We start from the raw sequence: 17,367 nt of genomic DNA on the forward strand, positions 1-17,367 counted from the left end.
CGGACAGGCGGGGCCGCGAGGCAAGGGCGGGGCGCCTCCCGCTGGCGCAAAGCGGGCGGAACGGGGAGCGGAAGCGCCGGAAGGCGCGCGAATCGGTGACGGTCCGGCACCCCCTCGTCATGCCGAACCTTGACGATACCGGATGCTTGGGGTCTATGGCCCGGCAAATCCTCGCAGTCCTTGAAAGACGCCCCGATGCATCGCTACCGTTCCCATACCTGCGCCGAGCTGCGCCCCGACCATGTCGGGCAGCAGGTGCGGCTCTCCGGCTGGTGCCACCGCATCCGCGACCATGGCGGCGTGCTGTTCATCGACCTGCGCGACCATTACGGGCTGACGCAATGCGTGGTCGACCCGGATTCGCCGGCCTTCCACCAGGCCGAGAAGCTGCGCTCGGAGTGGGTGGTGCGACTCGACGGCAAGCTGCGCCTGCGCCCGGAGGGCACGGAGAACCGGGAGATGCCGACGGGCCTGGTGGAGGTCTATGTCAGCGAGATCGAGGTGCTCGGCCAGGCGCTGGAGCTGCCGCTGCCGGTGTTCGGCGAGCAGGACTATCCGGAGGAGACGCGGCTGAAGTACCGCTTCCTCGACCTCCGGCGCGAGCGCATCCACGGCAACATCATGCTGCGCAGCAGGGTGGTGGACTCCATGCGCACCCGCATGAAGCAGGCCGGCTTCAACGAGTTCCAGACGCCGATCCTCACCGCCTCCTCGCCGGAAGGCGCGCGCGACTTCCTGGTGCCCTCGCGCATCCATCCCGGCAAGTTCTACGCCCTGCCGCAGGCGCCGCAGCAGTACAAGCAGCTCCTGATGATGGCCGGCTTCGACCGCTACTTCCAGATAGCGCCCTGCTTCCGCGACGAGGATCCGCGCGCCGACCGCCTGCCTGGCGAGTTCTACCAGCTCGACATCGAGATGAGCTTCGTCACCCAGGACGACGTGTTCTCGACTCTCGAGCCGGTGATCACCGGCCTGTTCGAGGAGTTCGCCAAGGGCAAGCCGGTGACCAGGAACTGGCCGCGCATCCCCTATGCCGAGGCCCTGGCCAAGTACGGCACAGACAAGCCAGACCTGCGCAACCCGCTGGTGATCCAGGACGTGTCCGAGCATTTCCGCGGCTCGAACTTCAAGGTGTTCGCGCGCCTGCTCGAAGACCCGGCCAACCGCATCTGGGCGATCCCCGGACCGACCGGCGGGCAGCGCACCTTCTGCGACCGCATGAACAGCTGGGCGCAGAGCGAGGGCCAGCCGGGCCTGGGCTACATTCTCTATTTCGACCGTGCCGCGGACGAGACCGTCCAGGCCGCCGAGCCGGGGGCCACGGGCGTCGGCGCGCGCGGGCCGATCGCCAACAACATCGGCCCGGAGCGGGCCGAGGCGATCCGCGTCCAGCTCGGACTGAAGGCGGGCGATGCCGCGTTCTTCGTCGCCGGCAACCCGGACAAGTTCGTGAAGTTCGCGGGCCTTGCCAGGACCAAGATCGGCACGGACCTCAAGCTCGTCGACGAGGATCGTTTCGAGCTGGCCTGGATCGTCGACTTCCCGATGTACGAGTGGAACGAGGACGAGAAGAAGATCGACTTCTCGCACAATCCCTTCTCCATGCCGCAGGGTGGGCTGGAGGCGCTGCAGACGCAGGATCCCCTGACGCTGAAGGCCTTCCAGTACGACATCGCCTGCAACGGCTTCGAGATCGCCTCCGGCGGCATCCGCAACCATCGTCCCGACGCGATGGTGAAGGCGTTCGAGATCGCCGGCCACAGCGAGGAGACGGTGATCGAACGCTTCGGCGGCATGTACCGCGCCTTCCAGTACGGCGCGCCGCCGCATGGCGGCATGGCGGCCGGCGTCGACCGCATCATCATGCTGCTGGCGGGCGAGCAGAACCTGCGCGAGGTCGCCCTGTTCCCGATGAACCAGCGCGCCGAGGACATCCTGATGGGCGCTCCGACGCCGGCGACGCCGAAGCAGCTGCGCGAGCTGCACGTCCGGACTGTCGATTGACGTGTCCGGCCGTCGACCGACGGACGGCGCAGCCGTGGAGCGTGACATGGCCTCAGACGCCGGGCCGCTGCCGATCTCCTGCTATGTCCGCACCCTCAACGAGGAGCGGACGATAGCGCGCTGCATCCGGGCGGCGCAGGCGGTGGCGTCCGAGGTCGTCATCGTCGATTCCGGCTCGACCGATCGCACGATCGAGATCGCCGAATCCCTCGGCGCCCGCGTCTTCCGCCAGCCCTGGCTCGGCAACGGCTTCCAGAAGCGCGCAGCCGAAGAGCGTTGCAGCCACGACTGGCTGCTCGATCTCGACGCGGACGAAGTGGTGGCGCCGGATCTGGCGGCTTCGATCCGGGCCCTGTTCGCCGGAGGCTCCGGTCCGCAGCTTCCGGTCTACGAGATGTGCCTCGTCACCGTGCCGCCGCTCGGCGAGCCCTGGTACGACTTCTGGCTCGCCGACCGACGCAAGCTGTACGACCGCCGGGTGATGCGGATACCCGAGCACAAGGCCTGGGACCAGTTGGAGGTTCCGGCCGGCACGGCCGTCGGCCGCGTGAAGGGAAGCCTGCTGCACTACTCCTACCGCGACCTCGGCCATATCGTCGAGAAGCTCAACCGCACCAGCACGGTCCGGGCCCGGGAAGGCGGCAGGAAGTCGCGGGTGACGGTGGCGCTGCGCGTCCTGTTCGGCCTGCCCTTCTACTTCCTCAAGCCGTTCGTGATGAAGCAGCTGTGGCGGGCGGGCATCTACGGCGTTGCCCTGGCCGGCGTGTTCGCTTTCGGGCGCTGGCTGCGCGACGTGAAGATGTACGAGATGATCCTGATGGAAAACAGGAGCGCCGATGCCGATCGCTCGTGATCGTCGCAACGGGTAGCTCGCCGTGGCCAGGATCTTCAACATGATGCTCGGCTACCGGCGGGGCGGCGTCGAGCGCATGGCAGCCGTGTACCATCGCATGCTCGCGGCGCAGGGCCATGAGGTGACGACGATCGGACACCCGCAGGGGTGGGTGCGCGCGTTGCTGCCGGAGGGGGCCGATTTCATTCCAGCCGCCCCGTTCTCGGCCTATGATCCGCGGCTGACCGCTGCCCTGCGCGCCTATGTGCGCACCGCCCGGCCCGACCTGATCCTGGCGCATTCCAACCGGGCGCAGGCCTATGCGGCCCGCCTGGATGGGGTCGTGCGCATCGGCGTGCAGCACAATTTCCGGCTGAAGAGGGCCATCCGCAGGATGGACGGCATGATCGTCGTCTCCACCGACATCGCCGCCGCAGTCCGGGACCGATTCGGCAAGGTCCCCGTCGAGGTCGTGCCGAACGCCCTCGACATCGAGGCCGGCGCCGAGCGGCCGCCGCGCCGGACGCCGCTCGTCATCGGCGCCATCGGGCGGCTGCACCGCAACAAGGGCTTCGATATCCTGATCCGCGCCCTGGCCGGGCCTGCGCTCGCCGGCTGCGACTGGCGCCTGACGATCGCCGGCGAGGGCCCGGAGCTCGCGAGCCTGCGCAGCCTCGCCCGGCAGCTCGGACTGGCGGACCGGGTCTCCTTCGCCGGCTGGGTGTCGGACGTGGCGGGTTTCTTCGACACCATCGACGTCTATGCCATGCCATCGCGCGTGGAGCCGTTCGGCCTGACCCTGATCGAGGCGCTGGCCGGCGGCGTACCGACGGTCGTCTCCGATACGGCGGGAACGCGTGACATCGTCCGGACGCACGAGGTCGCCCTCGTCGTCCCGGCCGAGGATCCGGAGGCGACCGGTGCCGCGATCCGGCGGCTGATCGATGACGAGCCGTTGGCGATCAGGCTGGGACAGGCCGGCCGCCGGCACATCGATGCCACCTATGGCCCCGATGTGATCGCACCGATGCTGTCCGGCGTGATCGCGCGTTTCCAGGAGGCTCGGCGGAGAGATTGCGTTTCCGCCGCGTGATTGTTCATCGTCGGTCGGATCATGCAACGGCCGCGCTTCGGTGGAGCGGGCCTATCGGGAGAGAGGGATGCTGGCAGGGCTACGCGACTTCAAGAAGGACGTGCTGCGCCGGCTGCTCTACGCCGTGAGGCGCCCGAAGGCGCCGGTTCACCCCGCGTTGTTCACGGGGCCTGTCCTCGTCGTCGGCTCGGCCCCGGTCGCCCATCTTCCGGAAGGCTTCGACGAGAGCTTCTGCGTCATCACCATCAACGGCGCGCAGGCCACCACGAAGAAATGGGGCATCGCCGCGCCGCACGTCACCTTCATCCAGAACAACCAGATCGAAGGCCTCAACACCAACGCGGTGGCGATCCGGCGGGTGCTCGACGGCGAGCGTACCGGCCTGCTCTACCTGCTCCTGTGGAAGGACGGGCGCGAGAAGCTGGAACGCCTGCTGGCGGAGTTCAACTATCGATATGACCGCCTGAGCATCGTCGATCGGTTCGAGCGCATGGCGCTGCACGCCAGCGTGATGGGGCGGATCAATCCGGAAGCGGAGAAGGGCATGCAGTTCTCCAACGGCATCACCGGCGTGCTCTATGCGATCCACAACGGCGCCCGCAGTGTCGTCATTTCCGGCATCAACCCGAATTCGAAGGGCCACGTCTACAACGACGCAAACCTGGCGCGTCAGCATGTCCAGAAGGACAAGGAGATCCTCCTGGCGATCCGGGACAGCGGCTTTCCGCTGTTCACCGCCGATCCGGAGGTTGCGCGATCCCTCGGTTTGCCGCAATGGCTTGGCAAGCACGCCGACGGTTGAGGCGCGGATTGAGAGACGGTTCGGATGGAAAACGCACTTGATGTCTATATCGGCTGGGATTCTCGCGAGCCGATCGCCTACGATGTCGCCAAGGCCACGATTCTGGAGCACGCCAGCATCCCCGTGCGCGTCATCCCGATCCGCCTCGCCGAACTGGTGGAGAAGGGGGCCTATACCCGGGCCGTCGATCCGCTGGCATCGACCGAGTTCACCTATTCCCGCTTCTTCACGCCCTGGCTCAGCGGCTTCAAGGGCTGGTCGCTGTTCTGCGATTGCGACTTCCTGTTCTTCGCGGACGTGGCCGACCTGCTGAAGTATCGGGACGAGACAAAGGCGGTCGCCTGCGTCCACCATGACTACAGGCCCAAGGACGGGCTGAAGATGGACGGCAAGATTCAGGCCTCCTATCCTCGCAAGAACTGGTCCTCGTTCATGCTGTTCAACTGCGGCCATCCCTCGACCCGCAAGCTGACGCCGGAGGTGATCAACCGCGAGAGCGGCGCCTATCTCCATCGCATGCAGTGGGCGGCGGACAGCGAGATCGGCGAGATCCCGGTGGCCTGGAACTGGCTGGAGGGGTGGAACGAGAAACCTGGCACGGGCACGCCGAACGCCGTGCATTTCACGAATGGCGGGCCCTGGTTCAAGGACTGGCAGAACGTCGAGTACGGCGAGATCTGGACCCGCAAGGCGCTGGAACTGGACCCGCACTTCAAGCCGATCTGACGGCCCCGGGCCGGCGGCCGGCTCAGGGCTGGCCGCCGCCGCGCATCTTCATCAGCCGGGCCGGGGCGCCGATATAGACGCCATTGGGCACGGTCTTGCCCTTGACCACGGCGTTGGCGCCGATCACGCAGCCCTTGGCCACGTGCGAGCCGCCGAGGATGCGTGCGCCGGCGGCGATCCAGACATCGTCCTCGATGACGACAGGCTTCTTGGTGATGCCCTGCAGGCGAATCGGCTGCGACAGGTCGTCGAAATTGTGATCATGCGCCGCGATCAGGACGAAGGAGGCGATCCGCACGTCGTTGCCGATGCTGATGCCGCCGCGCCCGAGCAGGATGGTGTATTCGTTCAACGAGACATTGTCGCCGATCTCGATATGCCCGCGATGTGCGTTGAGGATGATGCCCGAGCGCAGCAGGCTATTCCTGCCGATGCTGAGATGCCCGTCCCGCCACGACAGATCCGCGCTTCGCGAGATCTTGGTGCCGTTGCCGATGCGCAGGGTGCCGCGTGTGAACAGGGCCTTCAGCCGGTAGAACGACGTCATGTTGGGCATGGTCCGGTCTTTTTGGCGCAATCCATCGGGATAGGGACGGCGAAGGTGGCAGTGTCATGGCGGCACGCGCTTGTCGACCGGCCGCGCCGGACGGCGATGCGAGAGCCCTGGCCCCCGATCGGTCCGTGGCGCCGGCTTTCATAGCCCTGTCGACTGATTGACGGAAGGGCCGGCTCCCACGTAAATCTCCGGTGAAGGTCGCCTTTTGCGCTCGGGGTTCGGAAGCTGCCGCGATGTCGCCATTCCGGCGCCTTGAAGCTGGTGAAGACGAGCGACATCGAAGGGCGGTGCCCGGGGCGCTGCCCGGGAGCCGATCCGACGGCGTTGCAGGAGTTTGGGAGAACGACCCATGTTTGACGATGCCTTCCGGCAGCACGTCGCATCGCAGATCCAGGGGGCCGAGCTGGTCCTCGACCCGTTCCCGCATTTCTACGTCCGAGAGCTGATCCCGGCCGACACCTATCGCGAACTCCTGGCCAAGCTGCCCAAGGACGCCGACTACACCGCCTACAAGCCGCCCTACCAGGCGCGCCTGCACATGCCGCTCAACGAGGCGCAGGTCGCCAAGCTGCCGGACGATGTCCGCCCCTTCTGGATCGAGTTCGAGGCCTGGATCAACTCGCAGGAGTTCCTCGAGCTGATGGCGGCACGCTTCGGCGATCTGTTGGAGACGAACAGCAAGCACCGGCGCTCGCAGCTGCGCGAGGCCAGCGATGCCGACGGCGCCGTCAACATCAATTCGCGGACCTTGCTGGCGCGAGACTATGCCCATTTCGCACTGGGACCGCATACGGATTCGAAGAACAAGTTCATCACGGCGCTGTACTACCTGCCGAAGACCGACGACCTCAGGCAGTTCGGCACCAGCATCTACAAGCCGAAGAAGCAGGGCTATACCTCCTGGGAGTCCGAGCATCACAAGCATGAGGACTTCGATCTCATCGAGACCTTCGAAAATCGCCCCAATTCCCTGTTCGTGTTCATGAAATCGGACCACTCCTTCCATGGGGTGCAGCCGGGCGACTATCCCAATGTCGGCCGCGACCTGATCATGTGGTTCCCGGAGATCGGCCCCAGGCGGGAGCAGGGCCGTCGCCTGTCGCTGCCGCGGCGGGTCTTCGAAGCCGAGGAGCGCCGCGGCTTCGTCCGCTCCCTGATGGATCGGATCGCCGGCTGACATCCACCTGTCCGGCGCTGCCCATGCGCGGCCATCGCCGGCAGGATGCGGCGCTGACGGCGCGGCGCAGCCGCGCCGCATTCGGGACCTTGCGGGCATGATCGCCTATCGCCGCGACATCGACGGACTTCGGGCGGTCGCGGTGGTCGCCGTCGTGCTCTATCACGCCGGCCTCAGCGCCCTGCCGGGTGGTTTCGTCGGCGTGGACATCTTCTTCGTCATCTCCGGTTATCTCATCACCTCCATCATCGCCCGGGAGATGGCCGAGGGTCGGTTCAGCACGGTCGCCTTCTACGACCGGCGTATCCGGCGCCTGTTCCCGGCCCTGGCGGCGATGTTGGCGGGGACGGTCCTGGCAGCATTGGTCATACTGCCGCCCTTCGACCTTGAGGGCTTGGGCGAAACCCTGCCGGGTGCGGTAGGCTTCTTCTCCAACCTGCACTTCTGGTCCAAGTCCGGCTATTTTGCGCCCGCCGCCCGGACGCTGCCGCTGCTGCACACCTGGTCCCTGGCGGTCGAGGAGCAGTTCTACATCCTATGGCCGCTTCTCGTGATCGCCATGCTGAAATGGCGCCGGGGGAGCCTGATGCTGCTGGCGATCGGGCTGGGCTCGCTGGCCCTGGCCGAATACCAGCTTCGCATCGCGCCGGATGCAGCCTTCTATCTCTTGCCCACCCGCATCTTCGAATTCGTCTGCGGCGCGGCCCTGGCACTGGGCCTGGTGTCGGCACCGCGACGCCGCGGTGCCGTGGCGGCCTTGTCCGTCCTCGGCCTGGCGCTCGTGCTGGCGCCGATCCTGCTCTATGATGAGGATACGGCCTTTCCCGGCTTCGCCGCGCTGATACCCTGCCTGGGTGCCGCCCTGGTGATCCTGACGGGGCCGGACGCGCCGGTCTCCCGGCTGCTCGGCCGGCAGCCCTTCGTCTTCGTCGGCAAGATCTCCTATTCCCTCTATCTCTGGCACTGGCCGGTCTTCGTGCTGGCTGAAGCGCAACTCGGACGGCCGCTCACGACAGCGGAGACCGGGCTGGCGCTCGCCGGAATCCTCGTCCTGTCGGTCCTGTCCTGGCGCTTCGTCGAGCAGCCGTTTCGGCGCTCCTCGCCGCCGACGGCGCGCAAGGGCATCGCGGGACTGCCGCGCAGCTTTGCTGCTGCCCTTGGGATCATCGCGGTCTTCGTGGCGACAGGCGTGATGTTCCGCAAGACGGACGGCCTGGGCTTTCGTGCCAACCCGGAGGTTGCCGCCGAGCAGGCGCGGATGGCCGACGCCGGGGGGCCGCGGCTCGGCAAGGATTGCGCCCGCTTCTCGCGCGTCGAGAACGTGGCCGACTGCATCTACGGTACCGGGCCGGTCCGCATCGTGGTGTGGGGAGATTCCCATGCCCGGCATTTCGCCCCGAGTTTCCTCGCCCGGGCCGCCAAGGGCGGCTATGCCGTGCTGCAGGCCAGCGAGACCGGTTGCCCGCCGCTGTTCGACGTCGACGTGTTGCGCAAGGGCGTGGTCGAGGAGCGCTGCCGGGCGGCAGCCGACAAGGTGAGGGCCGAAATTCAGGCTCGGCCGGACGTCATGCTGGTCGTGATGGCGGCACGCTGGTCGCTCTATGCCCATGATCCGAAATCACCGCTGGACCGGTTGCCGACACCCTTCCTCGTCGACGGACGCTCCGACGATATGACGGTGGACAACACGCGTCGGGTGCTCGCCGACGGCCTGGAGCGGACGGCGGCGCAGATCGAGCAGGCCGGTCGGCGCGTCATGCTGATGCAGCAGACGCCCGAGTTCGGGTTCGATCCGAGCAAATGCCTGATCCGCGCACTGTGGCGCAGCCAGAAGCCGGACTGCGACGAGCCGAAGGACGACATCTACAGAAGGATGGCCATCTCGGAAGGGATTCTGACCGGCTTCGCCCGGCGCCACCCCTCGATCATCGATTTTGATCCATGGGCGCGGTTCTGCGACGCGGCGACCTGCCGGCCGGTCGAGACCGAGGCGGGGAGCCTGTTCCGGGACTTCAGCCATCTCGCCCGGGCCGGCGGCGAGAAGCTGGCGCCCGCCCTGCCGCTGCCCGCGCCGCTCTGATCTCCGACGGTTCCAGGCCTGGGGGAGAAGCCGCGGCCTTCGCGTCAGGCCAGCTTGGTGACGAGCACCTGCATGGTCGGCAGCTCCATGAACTTGACCGGCTTGCCGGCGAAGAACTCGTCCATTGCCCGTTTGGCGCCCGGGCAGCGCGGCGAGCCGTAATCGTCGCAGACGACCATGCCGTCGCGCACGAGCCGCGGCCAGAAGAAGTCGAGCGTGGCCAGGGTCGGCTCGTAGAGGTCGACGTCCACATGGACCAGCGCGAAGCTGCGGTCCGCGACCTCATCGAAGCGCGCCGGGATCCAGCCGCGGTAGAGGCGGACATCCGGAAAGGCCTTCAGATTGTTGCGGACCGCCTCTTCCGAGACGGCAAGGTCGTTCTTCCGCCAATGGGCACGGCCGGTCCTGGGGACGGCGTCCTCCGCGGTCGGGTCGGACACGCCTTCGAACGAATCGAACAGATGGAAGGCCCGTGGCGCCTGGTTCGCTTCCATCAGGAAGAGCGAGCTCTTGCCATAGCGCACGCCGCACTCGGCGACGTCGCCGGGCACAAGGTCGAGGCTGCGGATGACGTTCTGCAGGACGAAGCATCGCGCATCCGGGATGCCGTCGATGTTGCGGGCGGCGGCGCGCTGGAAATAGTCACGCTCGCGCCATGCCGCCCTGGCGTCCGGCGTCGTCTTGCGCTTGCGCGGCAGCGACGGGAAGACGCCGCGCAGAGCCTTCGAGAACCTGCTCAACCAAGCCACTCCGTTGGTAGCGGCCCGGCAAGACCGCGCATCCCTTGGGACAAAGCACGTCCCGCTGGAAACGCCCTTTGCCTGAACTTTTCATGTCGACGCGTCCTTGCGGTTTGACGCGATTCCGTCAAATCGCAAAACGCCCTGGCCAAAAGGATGCGCGCCGGCGACCGCGGCCGCCGCGGGACCAGCCCGCCGTCCTATCGTCCGAAGATGCCTTTGAAGAACTGTGCGGCGGTGTTGCGCTTCTTCTTGCGCTCCAGTTCCGAAGCATCGCGCAGCCAGGTGACCTGCACCACCCGCCGCTCGCCGGCGAAGGGCTTGTGCCCGTGCCAGGAATTGTCGGCGCGGCGGAAGCCGAAGATCGAGCCCATGGTCGGGGAGATCTCGGCGGTCATGTCGTCGAAGTCGTCGGGGCCGCGCAGCACGCGCAGGCGGCCGGCGCCGTCGTCGGCCCATTCGTCGTTCATGTAGACCAGGAAGGTGGCGAGCTTGCTCTCGCTGTCGGTATGGATGCGCCCGTCCTTGAGCTGGGACAGGCGGCGGATGGTGGTCAGGCGCGGATAGGGATCGAGCTCGAGGCCGAGCTTCTCCTCCAGGGCCTTGGCCAGGGGCGAGCCTTCGACCTCCTCGATCAGGCGCTTGAAGCTGCCGCGCAGGTCCACGTCCTCGACGGTGAGGAAGCCGGGCTTCTCGATGTTCGGGAAATCGCGCCGCAGATCCGAGATGGCTTCCTGCCGCAGGAACCCCTGCGCCATGAAATGAGGATAGGGCTCGCGGTTGGTCGGGGCATTGCGGATGACGTCGAGGTCGATCAGGCTCGCGGATTCAGGCATTCACGATCCTCCAGCAGTGCGAAGCACCGGATAAAATTCGAATGACTCCCAGCTCCGGCGGATATAGCGCGCAGGCCGTGTCGAGGCAAACGGGCTGAGAGGGCGGCCGAGGAACCGGTCACGCGCCGTGACGCAAACCGCCTGGCCGTCCGCGCCGGCTCGCGTCAAGGGTCGTGACAGCGCGGGCTTTGTATGGGATGCGATGGCGGTTCGAACACTCCTGCGGCAGGCGCATCTCATGACATCTTCCATCTCCGATGATCTGCGTTCCGGCGCCCTGGTCTATCACCGCCTGCCGCGCCCGGGGAAGCTGGAGGTCGTTCCGACCAAGCCGCTCGGCAACCAGCGCGACCTGGCGCTGGCCTATTCGCCCGGCGTGGCCGCGGCCTGCGAGGCGATCGCCGCCGATCCGGCCGAGGCGGCGACCCTGACGGCGCGCCAGAACCTCGTGGCCGTGATCTCCAATGGCACCGCCGTGCTCGGCCTGGGCGACATCGGGCCGCTCGCCTCCAAGCCGGTGATGGAGGGCAAGGCCGTCCTGTTCAAGAAGTTCTCCGGCATCGACGTGTTCGACATCGAGATCGCGCCCAAGAGCGTCGACGAGATCGTCGCCGTGGTGGCGGCGCTGGAGCCGACCTTCGGCGGCATCAACCTGGAGGACATCAAGGCGCCGGAGTGCTTCGAGGTCGAGCGCCGGCTGCGCGAGATCATGAACATCCCGGTGTTCCACGACGACCAGCACGGCACCGCGATCATCGTCGGCGCGGCGGTGCGCAATGCGCTGGAACTGTCGGGCAAGAGCATCGAGGCGGTGAAGATCGTCGCCTCCGGGGCAGGGGCCGCGGCGCTGGCCTGCCTCAACCTCCTGGTGTCGCTCGGCGCCCGGCGCGAGAACATCTTCGTCGCCGACATCAAGGGCGTGGTCTACAAGGGCCGCACGGAGCTGATGGACCCGTGGAAGGAGCCCTACGCCCAGGACACCACGGCGCGGACGCTCGACGAGATCATCGAGGGGGCCGACGTGTTCCTCGGCCTTTCCGCCGGCGGCGTGCTGAAGCCGGAGATGGTGGCGCGCATGGGCCCGCGTCCGCTGATCATGGCGCTCGCCAACCCCTTCCCGGAAATCATGCCGGACGACGCGCGGGCCGTGCGTCCAGACGCGCTGATCTGCACCGGACGGTCGGACTTCCCCAACCAGGTCAACAACGTCCTGTGCTTTCCCTATATCTTCCGCGGCGCGCTCGACTGCGGCGCCACCACGATCAACGAGGCGATGAAGCTGGCCACCGTGGAGGCGATCGCCGCGCTGGCGCGCGAGACGCCGTCCGACGTGGTGGCCAGGGCCTATGGCGGGGAGGCGCTGCGCTTTGGCGCCGACTCGCTGATCCCGTCGCCCTTCGATCCGCGCCTGATCCTGCGCATCGCGCCGGCGGTGGCCAAGGCGGCGATGGAGTCGGGCGTGGCGCAGCGGCCGATCGAGGATCTCGCCGCCTATGCCGAAAGCCTGACGCGTTTCGTCTTCCGGTCCGGCTTCATCATGAAGCCGCTGTTCACCGCGGCCAAGGCGGCGCCCAAGCGCGTCGTCTATGCCGAGGGCGAGGATGAGCGCGTGCTGCGGGCCGCCCAGGTCGTGCTGGAGGAGGGGCTGGCCAAACCCATCCTGATCGGCCGCCCCTCGGTGATCGAGAGCCGCATCCAGCGCTTCGGCCTGACCATCCGGCCGGAGACGGATTTCGAGGTGATCGATCCGGCCGACGACCCGCGCTACAAGGATTACTGGACGCTCTACCACGAGCTGGCCGGCCGGCAGGGCATCTCGCCGGAGCGGGCGCGCACCACGGTGCGCTCGAACAACACGGTGATCGCGGCCCTGGCGCTGCAGCGCGGCGACGCCGACGCCATGATCTGCGGCCTCGAAGGCGGCTATATGCGCAATCTCAAGGCCGTGCAGCAGATCATCGGCCTGGCGCCGGGTGTCCAGAGCTTCTCGGCCCTGTCGCTGGTGATCACCTCCAAGGGCGTGTTCTTCATCTGCGACACCCAGGTGAAGCCCGATCCCTGCGCCGGGGAGATCGCCGAGATGGCGATCCTGGCGGCCGAGCACGTCAAGCGCTTCGGCCTCGAGCCGCGGATCGCCCTGCTGTCTCACGGGGATTTCGGGTCCTACGACACCGACTCGGCCCGCAAGATGCGCCACGCCCTGGAGATCCTGATGGAGAAGCGGCCGGATCTGGAAGCGGACGGCGAGATGCAAGCCGACAGCGCCCTGTCGCCGGCCGTGCGCGAACTGAAGCTCAGCCAGTCGCGCCTGACCGGCGAGGCCAATGTCCTGGTCATGCCCAACCTCGACGCCGCCAACATCGCCTACCAGCTGACGCGCATGCTGGCCGATGCGTTGCCGGTCGGCCCGATCCTGATCGGCGGGGCCAAGCCGGCGCACATCCTCACCAGCTCGGTGACGGCACGCGGCGTCGTCAACATGACCGCGACCGCCGTGGTCGAGGCGCAGACCCAGGCGGCGGGCTGAGGGTCCGCCGGGCCCCGCCGGGACCGTCACTTGTTGGCGCGAGCCTCGATCCGGATCGCCTTCTTCACCAGATCGAGCGAAGCCTTGTCGCCGCCCTTCACCTGAATCAGCGTCAGGGCCGGGATCGGCTCCAGCGCGTGGACCGCCAGATTGAACGATCTGGGATTGGTGATGAAGGCCTGGACGGCGGCGCCGAGCTGCTTGCCGGCCTCCTCCATGCCGAGCAGGCCGATCATGCCGCCCTGGATCTGCAGGGAGAGCTGCTGCGCCAGCTTGGCCGGCGTGGTGTTCTTCTTCTTGGCCGCCTGGGCGATCAGCTTGGCGAAGGCGCCGCCGTCCTGCAGCGACAGCGTCAGGCCGCGGAAGTCGAGGGTGACGATCGCGGCCTGCGCGGTCTCCGGGTTCTCGAAGACGCTCCTCGGCACGCCGCCGAGCGCGCCGCCGACCTCGGCCTTGCCGATGCCGTCGATGTCGAGCGAGATCGGGCCGAGCGCCAGCGTCTGGTCAGCCTCCTTCCACTCCGCATCGACGGTGCTGTTGATGGTAAGGGTGCCGAGCCCGAGCGCCGCAAAGCCCTCGCGCGCCTTCTCGTCGTCGATGGCGTCGATCGGCATGCTGAAGCCGGCGACGCGGGTCTTGATCGAGGTGGGGAGGAAACCGATCCAGTCCGGCGTGTCGAGGGTGAAGCCGCCGATCGAGAACTCGCCCTTGCCGGGGACGGAGACGTCGAGATCGGCGACGGCGACGCCCGCGACTCGCAGCTTCGGATACTGCTCCAGCGGCAGGTCGTCGGGCGACTCGCTTCGAGCGATCTTGTCGAGCATGGTTTCGAGATCGACGATCTCGAAGCCCCGGATGGCGAAGGAGCCGAGCTTGACGACTGCGCCTTCCTTCGGATCGGTCATCGCCATGTCGCCGAGGCGGATCTCGCCGATCCGGGCGCCGGCATAGTCCTCGATCCGGAACAGGCCGATCTCGACCGGAGGCTTGCCGGCCTCGGACACCGCCAGGCCCTCGACCGCCATCGTGCCGAGCGTGAAGGCTCCGAGGATGCCGCGCGTGAACGCGATCGCCTCGGCCGGTTGCTCCTCGCCCAGCTTGGGATTGCTCGACATCTTGGCGAGGAGAGCCAGCAACTCCGAAGGCTTCATCGGCGGCGGGCCGACCTTCACGTCGCTGCCGCTGATCTTGGCCATCGTCATGGTCATGTTCTCGACCGTCATGGCCATGTCCCGGGCCGAGAAGGTCCTGTAGACCAGCCGCTTCTCCTTGGGCGCTGCTGCTGCGATCGCGTCGTCGAGCCAGGCGGCGTAGACGTTGAAATCGATGTCCTCGACCGACATCCGGCCGATGGTGATCTTCGAGTTCGCTTCGGGCGTGCCGCCGGTCGTCTCCTGGCTGGCGCCTGCGGCGAGCATGGCGGCGACCCTGCCGGCGTCGATGCCGGTCACGGCGATATCCTTGTAGATCGCCAGGCTGTGGACCTTGTCGAACGTCGTCCTGACCGAAACTGTCGGGATGCGGATCGATTTGGCCTTGGCTGCCAGCAGCCATTCGCCGAGAGGGGGGAGCGAGCCCGGCCTGGCCGCGGCGCCGAGCTTGTCGGCCGAGGGGAGGGGGCCGGAGACATCGGTGATGGTGGCGGCGTCGACGGCCATTTGCACCTCGGCGCCGGCGACATAGCGCGTCGTCAGCCCCTCGACGGCGATTTCGCGGGCCTTGAACGTGTCTCCGGAGGCGTCCAGGCCCTTGATCACGAGCCTGCTGATGCCGATCGCCGTGCCGTTCGCGCCGGGATAGGCGATCTTGACGTCGCTGAGCGTGACGCCGTGGCCGGCAGGGTCGGGCGTGGTGGCGCCGATGGTGATGGAAGGCGCGGCATCCTGCGCCTGTGCGGACAGGGGAGCCGCGGATGCGAGCCCGGCAGCGACCAGCGCGGCGGCGAGGCGGAGGCGCAGCCGCGGAGCTCCCTTGCCGGAAAAGAGGGACATTCTCGTCTTCATCCTCGTCGCTCCCGTGGGAATGAATTGCCGGGCGCCCGGCTTGCCATCAGGTTAGCACAGCCGCGACGGGCGTTGCGGCCCCGACCGCGGCGCCGTCATGCGAGGCCGGCCCCGGGGTGGGATGTGCGCTCCCGCACGGCGAGCTCCGAGCAGGATGGCCTGGCCACCAGCGAGGGCCGTGATCAGGGCGTCGGAAGGTGAGGCGGCAGGAGCTCGCGCTCCCGGAGGGATCGCTCCGTCCGGCCGGCCCCCGGATATGGGCGGCGATCAGCTCCTGCCGGATCGACGCTGATCTGCGAGCAGGCCCAATCCATCCCGCTTGTGCGATCGAATCCGCGTGGGATCGATTTCACGTCGAGACTGCGAAATCGATCATGGCAACGCCGCCGGACGCCGGCCGGAGCCGCCGCCCCGTGGGCAAGGGCTCAGGCGGCGGCGGGCTGGAACCGCGTCTCGATCGCCTCGACGTCCTCGCGGGTCGGCAGCTTGGCCTCGTTGCCGAGGAACTGGATGGCATGGGTCGAGGCGGCGCGGGCGAAGCGGAAATGATCCTCCCAGCGCGACAGCGGCCGCCACAGATAGGAGTACATATAGGCGCCGTGGAAGATGTCGCCGGCACCGTTGGTGTCGACGACGGCGGCGCGCGGCACCACAAGGGCCGGCATGCGCTGCACCCGCCCGGTCTCGTCGTACCAGAGCATGCCGCGTTCGCCCTGGGTCACGCCGCCGACCTTGACGCCGCGCTGCTTGAGATAGTCGAGCATGGCGCTGTCGGAGAGGTTCATCTGCTCGCACAGGCGTTCGGCCACCACCGCCACGTCGACATAGCCGAGCAGCTCGTCGGTGTTGGAGCGCAGGCCGCCGCCGTCGAGCGAGACCATGCGGCCGAGCCGGCGGAACTCCTTGGCATAGTGCAGCGCCGCATCGGCGAGGTGGCCGTCTAGGTGCAATGCCCGGCAGGAGCTGAGGTTGAGATGCGGGAAGGGATGGAGATAGGCGTCGTCGCGGGCGCGGACGATGGCGCGCTTGCCGTCCTTGGGCATGATGAAGGACAGCGAGGAACGCTTCACCTTCCGCGGATGCACGGAAATCCCGTACTTCGCCGCCATGTCGAGGAACATACGGCCAAGCCAGTCGTTCGAATTGGTAGTGATCAGGTCCGGGATCACGCCAAGCTTGGCGCAGCAGAACGCTGCGGTCGTCGCGTTGCCGCCGAAAGCGACGGCGTAATCCCTCGCCACCGATTTCTCATCCCCTTGCGGCAGGGCGTCGGCCACGAACGTCACGTCGATATAGGCATGACCGATGAACAGCGCTTCCATGCGCACAGCTCCGGCGAAAAATGAAATCGCCCAACCGTTAATCGTCACGGGCGGCTGGCGCAACATGCTTTCGCATCTGCGAAGAGACCGGTGGGTTGTGTCGGCACGGCGGCTCGGGTTAAAGGGGAAGAGGTGCGCATGAGTGCGATTGGGGGCGACCCGTATCATTCTCAAGGCCCGTCCGGCGTCCGAGGCGTGACCCCCGGTGCCGGAACGATCAGGTTTCGCCATCGATGTTGCACGGCGGGGGACGCCGCGGCAGACTTGGCTACCGTTCGTTTGATTCACAGCTGGGAGGATACCCCATGAGAAAGCTTCTTCTTGTCGCCGCCGCCGGCCTCGCCATGGCGGGTTGCAGCGAGTACTCGCGCTCCGATCGCGCCCTCGGCGGCGCGGCGATCGGCGCCGGCAGCGGCGCGCTGATCGGCGGCCTCGCCTCGCGGTCGGCGGGCGGCGCCATCGTCGGCGGCGTCGTGGGCGGCGCGGCCGGTGCGATCATCGGTGCCGAAACCACTCCGCGCGCCTGCTGGGCCCGCGACCGCTACGGCCGCCGTTACGCGGTCCAGTGCCCCTGAGCCCGGTCGCATCCGACGTCCTTTCGAAGGCCCCGCGCGGCACGCCGCGCGGGTTTTTGTTGATATCGTTTATTTTGCATGAAGGGCTGCGGCA

14 protein-coding genes are annotated in these 17,367 nt (G+C 67.4%); 9 read left to right on the forward strand and 5 right to left on the reverse strand.

Features of this window, described 5'->3' with window-relative positions; all coding sequences use genetic code 11:
* Positions 1-195: 195 nt before the first annotated feature.
* From aspS to AC27L4_RS30170, 5 genes are all read left to right on the forward strand, one after another.
* Positions 196-2,004: an aspartate--tRNA ligase gene (aspS, locus tag AC27L4_RS30150; RefSeq protein WP_487146333.1), complete on the forward strand. Its 1,809-nt coding sequence runs from the start codon at positions 196-198 to the stop codon at positions 2,002-2,004.
* 46 nt (positions 2,005-2,050) lie between these two features.
* Positions 2,051-2,857, forward strand: coding sequence for a glycosyltransferase family 2 protein (locus AC27L4_RS30155; RefSeq protein WP_487146335.1), 807 nt, complete (start codon positions 2,051-2,053; stop codon positions 2,855-2,857).
* Positions 2,858-2,879: 22 nt separating this feature from the next.
* Positions 2,880-3,929 carry a glycosyltransferase gene (locus AC27L4_RS30160; RefSeq protein ID WP_487146336.1) on the forward strand — a complete coding sequence of 350 codons (1,050 nt, stop codon included), beginning with the start codon at positions 2,880-2,882 and terminating at the stop codon, positions 3,927-3,929.
* A 67-nt stretch (positions 3,930-3,996) separates the two neighbouring features.
* Positions 3,997-4,731, forward strand: coding sequence for a membrane-anchored protein (locus AC27L4_RS30165; protein ID WP_487146337.1), 735 nt, complete (start codon positions 3,997-3,999; stop codon positions 4,729-4,731).
* Positions 4,732-4,755: 24 nt separating this feature from the next.
* Positions 4,756-5,457 carry a glycosyltransferase gene (locus AC27L4_RS30170; RefSeq protein ID WP_487146338.1) on the forward strand — a complete coding sequence of 234 codons (702 nt, stop codon included), beginning with the start codon at positions 4,756-4,758 and terminating at the stop codon, positions 5,455-5,457.
* A gap of 22 nt (positions 5,458-5,479) precedes the next feature.
* On the opposite strand, the gene AC27L4_RS30175 is transcribed toward AC27L4_RS30170, so the two are convergent.
* Positions 5,480-6,013: an acyltransferase gene (locus AC27L4_RS30175; protein ID WP_487146339.1), complete on the reverse strand. Its 534-nt coding sequence runs from the start codon at positions 6,011-6,013 to the stop codon at positions 5,480-5,482.
* A 349-nt stretch (positions 6,014-6,362) separates the two neighbouring features.
* Here AC27L4_RS30175 and AC27L4_RS30180 point away from each other — a divergent pair, with 349 nt between their 5' ends.
* Both AC27L4_RS30180 and AC27L4_RS30185 read left to right on the forward strand, forming a co-directional pair.
* Complete coding sequence (locus tag AC27L4_RS30180; protein ID WP_487146340.1) at positions 6,363-7,190, forward strand: hypothetical protein; 828 nt, start codon at positions 6,363-6,365, stop codon at positions 7,188-7,190.
* 97 nt (positions 7,191-7,287) lie between these two features.
* A complete protein-coding gene (locus AC27L4_RS30185; RefSeq protein WP_487146342.1) occupies positions 7,288-9,270 on the forward strand; it encodes an acyltransferase family protein in 1,983 nt (660 codons plus the stop codon).
* A gap of 44 nt (positions 9,271-9,314) precedes the next feature.
* Here the strand turns inward: AC27L4_RS30185 and AC27L4_RS30190 are convergent, their stop codons facing one another.
* Entirely contained in the window at positions 9,315-10,010 is a 696-nt protein-coding gene (locus tag AC27L4_RS30190) for a TylF/MycF/NovP-related O-methyltransferase (protein WP_487146343.1), read from the reverse strand.
* Between the two features lie 200 nt (positions 10,011-10,210).
* Positions 10,211-10,846 carry a 2OG-Fe(II) oxygenase family protein gene (locus AC27L4_RS30195; protein ID WP_487146344.1) on the reverse strand — a complete coding sequence of 212 codons (636 nt, stop codon included), beginning with the start codon at positions 10,844-10,846 and terminating at the stop codon, positions 10,211-10,213.
* Between the two features lie 238 nt (positions 10,847-11,084).
* Between AC27L4_RS30195 and AC27L4_RS30200 the strand changes: the two genes are divergently transcribed.
* A complete protein-coding gene (locus AC27L4_RS30200; protein ID WP_487146345.1) occupies positions 11,085-13,373 on the forward strand; it encodes an NADP-dependent malic enzyme in 2,289 nt (762 codons plus the stop codon).
* 26 nt (positions 13,374-13,399) lie between these two features.
* Here AC27L4_RS30200 and AC27L4_RS30205 read toward each other — a convergent pair whose 3' ends face one another.
* Together AC27L4_RS30205 and AC27L4_RS30210 are read right to left on the reverse strand one after the other, a co-directional pair.
* On the reverse strand, positions 13,400-15,364 hold the full coding sequence (locus tag AC27L4_RS30205; protein WP_487146346.1) for a hypothetical protein: 1,965 nt from the start codon (positions 15,362-15,364) through the stop codon (positions 13,400-13,402).
* A gap of 437 nt (positions 15,365-15,801) precedes the next feature.
* Positions 15,802-16,698: a sugar kinase gene (locus AC27L4_RS30210; protein WP_487146347.1), complete on the reverse strand. Its 897-nt coding sequence runs from the start codon at positions 16,696-16,698 to the stop codon at positions 15,802-15,804.
* Between the two features lie 305 nt (positions 16,699-17,003).
* On the opposite strand from AC27L4_RS30210, the gene AC27L4_RS30215 reads away from it, so the two are divergent.
* Positions 17,004-17,273: a bacteriocin gene (locus AC27L4_RS30215; RefSeq protein ID WP_487146348.1), complete on the forward strand. Its 270-nt coding sequence runs from the start codon at positions 17,004-17,006 to the stop codon at positions 17,271-17,273.
* Positions 17,274-17,367 lie beyond the last annotated feature (94 nt).

Source organism: Labrys sp. Lb11 (assembly GCF_057554225.1).

Coding starts and splice junctions, on each gene's coding strand:
- AC27L4_RS30180 (WP_487146340.1), top strand. CDS start 6,363: ATGTTTGACGATGCCTTCCGGCAGCACGTCGCATCGCAGATCCAGGGG.
- AC27L4_RS30155 (WP_487146335.1), top strand. CDS start 2,051: ATGGCCTCAGACGCCGGGCCGCTGCCGATCTCCTGCTATGTCCGCACC.
- AC27L4_RS30195 (WP_487146344.1), bottom strand. CDS start 10,846: ATGCCTGAATCCGCGAGCCTGATCGACCTCGACGTCATCCGCAATGCC.
- AC27L4_RS30210 (WP_487146347.1), bottom strand. CDS start 16,698: ATGGAAGCGCTGTTCATCGGTCATGCCTATATCGACGTGACGTTCGTG.
- AC27L4_RS30185 (WP_487146342.1), top strand. CDS start 7,288: ATGATCGCCTATCGCCGCGACATCGACGGACTTCGGGCGGTCGCGGTG.
- AC27L4_RS30175 (WP_487146339.1), bottom strand. CDS start 6,013: ATGCCCAACATGACGTCGTTCTACCGGCTGAAGGCCCTGTTCACACGC.
- AC27L4_RS30170 (WP_487146338.1), top strand. CDS start 4,756: ATGGAAAACGCACTTGATGTCTATATCGGCTGGGATTCTCGCGAGCCG.
- AC27L4_RS30200 (WP_487146345.1), top strand. CDS start 11,085: ATGACATCTTCCATCTCCGATGATCTGCGTTCCGGCGCCCTGGTCTAT.
- aspS (WP_487146333.1), top strand. CDS start 196: ATGCATCGCTACCGTTCCCATACCTGCGCCGAGCTGCGCCCCGACCAT.
- AC27L4_RS30215 (WP_487146348.1), top strand. CDS start 17,004: ATGAGAAAGCTTCTTCTTGTCGCCGCCGCCGGCCTCGCCATGGCGGGT.
- AC27L4_RS30205 (WP_487146346.1), bottom strand. CDS start 15,364: ATGTCCCTCTTTTCCGGCAAGGGAGCTCCGCGGCTGCGCCTCCGCCTC.
- AC27L4_RS30165 (WP_487146337.1), top strand. CDS start 3,997: ATGCTGGCAGGGCTACGCGACTTCAAGAAGGACGTGCTGCGCCGGCTG.